The organism is Roseomonas rosulenta, from assembly GCF_016106005.1.
Lineage (GTDB): Bacteria > Pseudomonadota > Alphaproteobacteria > Acetobacterales > Acetobacteraceae > Neoroseomonas > Neoroseomonas rosulenta.
Window position 1 is genome coordinate 1 of sequence record NZ_JACADR010000445.1, and the last position, 2,336, is coordinate 2,336.

Sequence of the window (2,336 nt, forward strand, 5' to 3'; positions counted from 1 at the left end):
CTCCATCGCGGCGTGGCGCTGCTCGGCCTCGGCCAGGCCGCGGCGCGCCTCGGTCAAGTCGCGCGCGACGCGCGCGGCATCGCCGCCGGCTGCCTCGGCGCGGGCCAGCGCCTCGCCGAGTTGCCGTTCGAGCGTCGCGACGCGCTCCTCCGCGCCACGCCCGGTCAGGCCGATATCCGCCAGCCGCGCAGCGAGACGATCACGCTCGGCGCGCGTGCCGTCGCGTTCGGTGGCGAGGCGGTCGCGCTCCTCGCGCAGCGTCGCCAGCGAACGCTGCGCGGCATCGCGCGCCGTGGCGGCGGCGGCCAGCTCCTCGGTCGCGCGCGACAGGCCGACGCCCAATTCCTCCGCCTGGCCACGCTCGAGTGCCAGCATCTCGGCCAGTTCCGCCACCTGGCGGTTCAGCCGATCGAGCGCACGATCGCGCGACGACACCGCCACCGACAGGAACCCCTGCGCCAGGGCGAACACCAGCAGCACGAAAATGATGACCATGAGCAACGTGGACAGCGCATCCACGTACCCAGGCCAGGCATCGAGCCCACCCTTGCCACGCCGCCGGTCGGAGGAACGGGCCATGGTGCGTCAGGTCGCGCGGGGCGTGACGCGGGAGGGCTCTGCCCTCCCGGACCCACCCGCCGGGGGCATACGTGCCCCCGGACCCGCGGAGAGTGAATGGCCGGATTGGGGGAGGGGCATGTCGCGCCCGTCCCGCAGGTGCCGCCGACGCGCCCCTCCCCCAATCCGGCCATCTGACCCCGGGTCTGGGGGGCGGTTGCCCCCCAGCGGGGGGTTCGGGGGGCTGGCCCCCCGCCTCGCACCCGCCGCGTCCCGGCTCACCGCGGCTGTTCCTCGGCGATCGCCGCGATGGTGCGGGTCAGGATCTTGATTTCGTTGCGGATTTCGGCGGTGGTTTGGGTGCGGCCCTGGGCCAGTTCGTCGGCGAGGCGCGTGAGATGAAGGTCGAGGTTGCGGATGTGGGTCCGGGTGGCGTCGTCGATCGCATGGCTCTCGGCGAGGCGTGTCAGGGCGGGGGCGATGCCGGCCTGGCCGTCGGCGACGCGCAGCATCAGGGCGTTGTTGGCGCGCATCTGCTCGGTGAGCACGGTGAGGCGTTCGGTGAGCGTGACCAGGGCGCGGGAGGTCTCGGCGCGGCCTTCCTCCCCGCGCGCCAGGATGGCCTGCAGACCGTCGAGGTTCTCGGCGGTCTGCTCGAGAAGGGCGTTCACGTAGGCGGGGATGGACCCCTCCCCTTCCTGCCCCGATGGCCCGGCCGAGAGGCGCGTGAGGCCGGCCAGCCATTCCTCGAGTTCGTTGGTGAATCGGTTCTGCGCCTGGCCGGCCGTGAGGTCCATGAACCCCAGCACGAGCGCGCCGGCGAGGCCGAGCATCGATGTGGAGAACGCCGTCCCCATTCCCTCCAGCGGCCGGGCGAGCCCGGTCTTGAGCTGGTTGAACAGCGCGTTCAGGTCGCCCGAGCCGACCGACATCGACCCGATCACGTCCGCCACCGAGGAGATGGTCAGCAGCAGCCCCCAGAAGGTGCCGAGCAGGCCGAGGAAGATCAGCAGCCCCACCATGTAGCGCGAGAGTTCCCGCGTCTCGTCGAGCCGCGACAGGATCCCGTCCATCACCGAGCGCAGCGCGATGGCCGACAGCGACACGCGTTCCGACCGGCGCGCCGAGAGCATCGACGCCATGGGTGCGAGCAGCCGCGGCTGCACCGGCGCATCCGCCCCGCGCACCGAGCGGAAGCCCTCGATCCACGCGACCTCATGCCGCAGCACCAGCACCTGGCGCAGGTTCCACCCGATCCCGAACAGCAGCACCGCGAGGATCACGCTGTTGAGCACGGGGTTCGCCGCGAAGGCGTGCTGCAGCTGATCGAACACCGCGATGGTGACCACCGCCACGAAGACGAGGAACCCCACCATCCGCCAGACGAAGGCCATGGGCTGGGTCATGCGCTGCGCGCCTCACGCGGCATCTGCGCGGCGTGGCCGCGGCGATCGGCAGGGAATGGCATCATCGGCCCCGGGCTTCCGCATTGGGGCTTGCCACGCCGGGCGGCAGCACGTCCACCCGGTCCGCGCCAGCGGGCAGGCGGCCGAGCGGGCGCAGGTCAATCCGCGTCGCCGGCAGCCCGCCGGCCACCAGCGCCGCCTTCACCGCCTGGGCGCGCGCGAGCGAGGCGCGCCGTGCCATCGAGGCATCATTCGCCGGCCCGCTGACCTGCGCCTCGACCGTGATGCGCCCGGCCGGCAGCGCCGCCAGGGCCCGGCCCAGCGCGGCAAGCGCCGTCGCCTGCGCCGGGTCCAGCACCGCGCCAGCGAGGG

Annotated in this window: 2 protein-coding genes and 1 pseudogene; all 3 read right to left on the reverse strand. The window is 73.2% G+C overall.

Annotated features, from left to right (window positions below; all coding sequences use genetic code 11):
- Positions 1 to 579: pseudogene (locus tag HW578_RS25590) on the reverse strand (peptidoglycan -binding protein); the annotation flags it as partial.
- A gap of 257 nt (positions 580 to 836) precedes the next feature.
- Entirely contained in the window at positions 837 to 1,964 is a 1,128-nt protein-coding gene (locus tag HW578_RS25595) for a flagellar motor protein MotA (protein ID WP_198373533.1), read from the reverse strand.
- A gap of 61 nt (positions 1,965 to 2,025) precedes the next feature.
- On the reverse strand, positions 2,026 to 2,336 hold a 311-nt coding region (locus HW578_RS25600), incomplete at its 5' end, for an OmpA family protein (RefSeq protein WP_198373534.1).

Coding starts and splice junctions, on each gene's coding strand:
- HW578_RS25595 (WP_198373533.1), bottom strand. CDS start 1,964: ATGACCCAGCCCATGGCCTTCGTCTGGCGGATGGTGGGGTTCCTCGTC.